This window comes from Dendronalium phyllosphericum CENA369, assembly GCF_016056275.1.
In the GTDB taxonomy this organism is placed as follows: Bacteria; Cyanobacteriota; Cyanobacteriia; order Cyanobacteriales; family Nostocaceae; genus Dendronalium; species Dendronalium phyllosphericum.
On record NZ_JAECZA010000223.1, the window covers coordinates 1 to 3,301 of the forward strand.

Consider the following 3,301-nt stretch of genomic DNA (forward strand, 5'->3'; position numbering starts at 1 on the left):
TTAAAATGTTGGTTAATTATTGCTTCAATGATAGGAAACCACAACAATACTACACTTAAGGTATTCAATGTTAAAAACCTTTGTATATGCCGTCTATGACTGTTTTGTTGTATTGGTAGAGGTAAGGTTGCTGCCAGTCTTTCTATCTTCACCTGTTTCTGATTTTGTAACAACCACACCAACATTTTCAGAGTGATTAACTGTGCTTTATTTAGGTATTTTTCTAAAAAGTTTTGGTAGAATGATGCCAGCATTATGACGACGGTCTTAATTAAATTACGAGACCGTTCTTTTTTACCATTAAACTGTACCCTACAGGTAGCTGCTTAATAACTGTACAGTTCATTCTCAATAAGTACCCACATTTGTTAAGGGGTCTGTGCCTCTCAAACCTTTATCTGGCTAGGTTTAGAGGCGTTTGTCGCCCCTTGAAGTATTTTTCACTGAGCAATTCAAACAAATCTTGGCGACTGAATTTATCTTGAGTTTCAAACATTCTGTAATTCTCCTGTTAGCAGTTGAGTGAATCTGATTTGTTCGGCTTCAAATTCTTTAATGGTGTATTCTGACTTGTTGGCTTGGACAATTGACCGGACTATTTCAATCTTGGTTGTGCCTTGATCTAAATCTCCAAACACTTCACCAATCTTGCCTAGCACCCATACTTGATAAGGACGGATTAAGGGCGCTCTGAGTCTTTTTTCGATTGCCATCCTCTGCATTTGGATTCGTGCCAATTTATACTGAGGAATAGCTTCGGCTACCTCTGCCCACCGCTGCCATGTGCGATAGCAAATGTCTAAAATTCGTAGCATTTTGGCATTGGTCATGGGTAAAACCAGGGGGTTTAACCCGGAAGATGTCGTTTTTTGCCCAAAAAGTTCTTCTTTCCATGCTGGGTTCATCAATAGTAAGTCAATAAGTAGTTAACGTCTAAAAAACATGGTCAATATCTGTGTTAATTTCCGTATGAATTTGATATCACATTCTGTATAAATAAACGGTGGATTAACTGTGATTAACCTTGTTTTTCTACAATAAAAAATCCACGCTCATTGAGCAATGGACTTTGTTGACAACTTTGTTGATAAATTATTTTTATAAAACTTGACTTTAAGAATTTTAAGTATCAGTTGAAGGATGGGGAGTATGTCAAAGGGTGTTTTCCTTGTTGAATCCAAATGTTGTGCTGCATGGCTGCCAGAGCTTTGACTCTAGAAGAAGGATTACGTTTGGTTACTTTCCCATTGCACGCATAAGCTGCCATCGTTCGTGCTTTAATCTTTAAATATTTTGAGGCTTCTTCATAACTTAATCCCCAAGTTTCACAAAAAACTAATGGGTCTAACTCTTCCACAATATAGGTGTCTTGATTCATAATTCCAATTCTCTAAAATGAGGCAACAGAGGTAAACGAGGAAAGTCTTGCTATATCTAAGTTTCCAAATTGCGAATTGCGCTCATGCGCGAATTGCAAATTGGTATAAGTTGCTGATTCATATAATTTTTGTGAGGATAGCTTGAATGATGGCTTTCTTTTACCATACTATACCGTACTAACATTTGCATCTATAACGTCAAGTGCCGTACTATCAAAAAACTAGTTCTTCGTTAGATATGCCGAAACCAGGATTTAAAACCATTACCGTCCCAGAATGGATTATTGATGAAATCAAACAGCAGCCTGATTATCGCGGTAATCAAGCAGCCACACTCGGTCAATTGATTAAGGATGGAATAGCTGCTCGTCGTCGAAGATTAGATGAACCAGAATTACTGGCTGGACGAATACTAAATCATTTGCCTGGTTGGGATAGAAAAGAATCTTGGAAATTGGCTTTAACTATTTTACAGTGGCTGCAAGAAAGTGAACCTACTTCTGATTAAAAGAAATTGCTAAACTTTAATGCCATGCGATTAACTATTCAACTAATTCGCTGTCAAGATAATCTGGCTGTGAAAGCAGACTTAGTAGAGTTAAAACAAAAACATGCTGATGACTATACCTCCAACTGGAAAGAACAATTAAAGCTGCATGAACAAGAAGATAAATTCTGGGACTGGGAATTTAAATTTGAGTTTGTCATCTGTCGGCAGTCAAACCGCGAAGGTTATGCTATTGAATACGAAAGCCAAACTCAAGGATTAATGTTGATTGAAACTCAGATGCACGGTTCGCGCTTGGCAGAAGGAAAACGTTTGGTTTATGTTGAGGGTATTGCTTCTGCACCTTGGAATCGAGAACCGATCCAACGTCCACCAAGGTTTAAAGGTGTTGGTACTGCACTCTTAAGCTTTGCTCGAACCCGTAGCCTAGAATTAGGTTTTGAGGGTAGAGTTGGATTACATTCGTTACCTGGAGCAGAGAAGTTTTATGAAAACCTAGGCATGATTGAGTTGGGTGAAGATGAAGATTATGACGAGCTAGTTTATTTTGAGTACGGGCTATGGCGTTATTTTAGATGAGGTGTCAGGTAGATGAGTCAGTACGAAAACAATGAAAACTACGGTAACCCTGGTCAAAATAACCTAGTTAGCCCAATGGATTTATTAGTCAATGAAACTTGGCTACGCCAAGCGGTGGAAGCTGAGGAGCTTGCCTGTAGTAATATTGGTGCTGGATTAAATTGGGGAAGTGCATTTGGCGACCTCATACTTAACTTTGAACTTTTGGGGCGTTTAACAATATTACGTATCTCCCTGAACAAGGAAGTCCGGTTGCTAATTAGTGACTGGAACTTAGGTACAGCTACAAAAATTGCTGTTAAAACCGCAAGAGAAAGAATAGTTGAAAAATTAAGGTTGCCTACACCAGAAGTAAGACAACATATACTTGTGACTCTCGGAAATGATGAACTTTATGGTGAGGAATTCATATCTAACCGAAAGATATTACGCGAATTGCTAGATTTACTATTAACACCTCAAGATTGGGAAACTATTGCCGCAGTTGCAGCAGATTCTCTCAAACAGCAAATTATTTATCAAGCTGTTGGTGAAAAAATCTCAGCATAAAACATGATCGACGTGAAGCCGAGATACGTGTAAAAAGCTGCAAGATGCTCTAGAAACGATTGCTATGCCGAGGTTTTAGCGATTTTGACTTTTCTGTTTATAAGGCTGTCCGCACATAGGACAAAATTTATACTTGAGTGACACAACTAACTCCCCACAGTGAGTGCAACTCGTCTGCAACTGCATACCGCACAGATAACAAAACTTAGCCCTAACTTGACCCCAGAGGGGATCAGCTGCCGTCCCAGGAGTCCAGCAATGCGGGCAAAACTTAACTGCACTGACA

Annotated in this window: 6 protein-coding genes and 1 pseudogene; 3 read left to right on the forward strand and 4 right to left on the reverse strand. The window is 39.0% G+C overall.

Going from position 1 to position 3,301, the window contains the following annotated elements; genetic code table 11:
• The 3 genes and pseudogenes from I8752_RS24445 to I8752_RS24455 all read right to left on the reverse strand — a co-directional run.
• Positions 1-254, reverse strand: a pseudogene (locus I8752_RS24445) (IS4 family transposase); the annotation flags it as partial.
• Between the two features lie 234 nt (positions 255-488).
• Positions 489-905, reverse strand: a complete 417-nt coding sequence (locus I8752_RS24450; RefSeq protein ID WP_214434835.1) for a hypothetical protein — start codon at positions 903-905, stop codon at positions 489-491.
• A 224-nt stretch (positions 906-1,129) separates the two neighbouring features.
• The gene (locus I8752_RS24455) at positions 1,130-1,378 is read right to left on the reverse strand and encodes a hypothetical protein (RefSeq protein WP_214434836.1); all 249 of its coding nucleotides are present in this window, start codon (positions 1,376-1,378) and stop codon (positions 1,130-1,132) included.
• A gap of 203 nt (positions 1,379-1,581) precedes the next feature.
• Here I8752_RS24455 and I8752_RS24460 point away from each other — a divergent pair, with 203 nt between their 5' ends.
• The 3 genes from I8752_RS24460 to I8752_RS24470 are packed head-to-tail and all read left to right on the forward strand — an operon-like array spanning position 1,582 to position 3,015.
• Positions 1,582-1,887 (forward strand): hypothetical protein, encoded by a 306-nt coding sequence (locus I8752_RS24460; protein WP_214434837.1) that lies wholly within the window; start codon positions 1,582-1,584, stop codon positions 1,885-1,887.
• Positions 1,888-1,911: 24 nt separating this feature from the next.
• Positions 1,912-2,466 carry an N-acetyltransferase gene (locus tag I8752_RS24465; RefSeq protein WP_214434838.1) on the forward strand — a complete coding sequence of 185 codons (555 nt, stop codon included), beginning with the start codon at positions 1,912-1,914 and terminating at the stop codon, positions 2,464-2,466.
• A gap of 12 nt (positions 2,467-2,478) precedes the next feature.
• Positions 2,479-3,015, forward strand: coding sequence for a hypothetical protein (locus I8752_RS24470; protein ID WP_214434839.1), 537 nt, complete (start codon positions 2,479-2,481; stop codon positions 3,013-3,015).
• A 75-nt stretch (positions 3,016-3,090) separates the two neighbouring features.
• Here the strand turns inward: I8752_RS24470 and I8752_RS24475 are convergent.
• On the reverse strand, positions 3,091-3,301 hold a 211-nt coding region (locus I8752_RS24475; RefSeq protein WP_214434840.1), incomplete at its 5' end, for a zinc ribbon domain-containing protein.

What these genes read in the sequence shown, in the direction of transcription:
- I8752_RS24450 (WP_214434835.1), bottom strand. Translation starts at nt 905, where the DNA reads ATGAACCCAGCATGGAAAGAAGAACTTTTTGGGCAAAAAACGACATCT.
- I8752_RS24455 (WP_214434836.1), bottom strand. Translation starts at nt 1,378, where the DNA reads ATGAATCAAGACACCTATATTGTGGAAGAGTTAGACCCATTAGTTTTT.
- I8752_RS24465 (WP_214434838.1), top strand. Translation starts at nt 1,912, where the DNA reads ATGCGATTAACTATTCAACTAATTCGCTGTCAAGATAATCTGGCTGTG.
- I8752_RS24470 (WP_214434839.1), top strand. Translation starts at nt 2,479, where the DNA reads ATGAGTCAGTACGAAAACAATGAAAACTACGGTAACCCTGGTCAAAAT.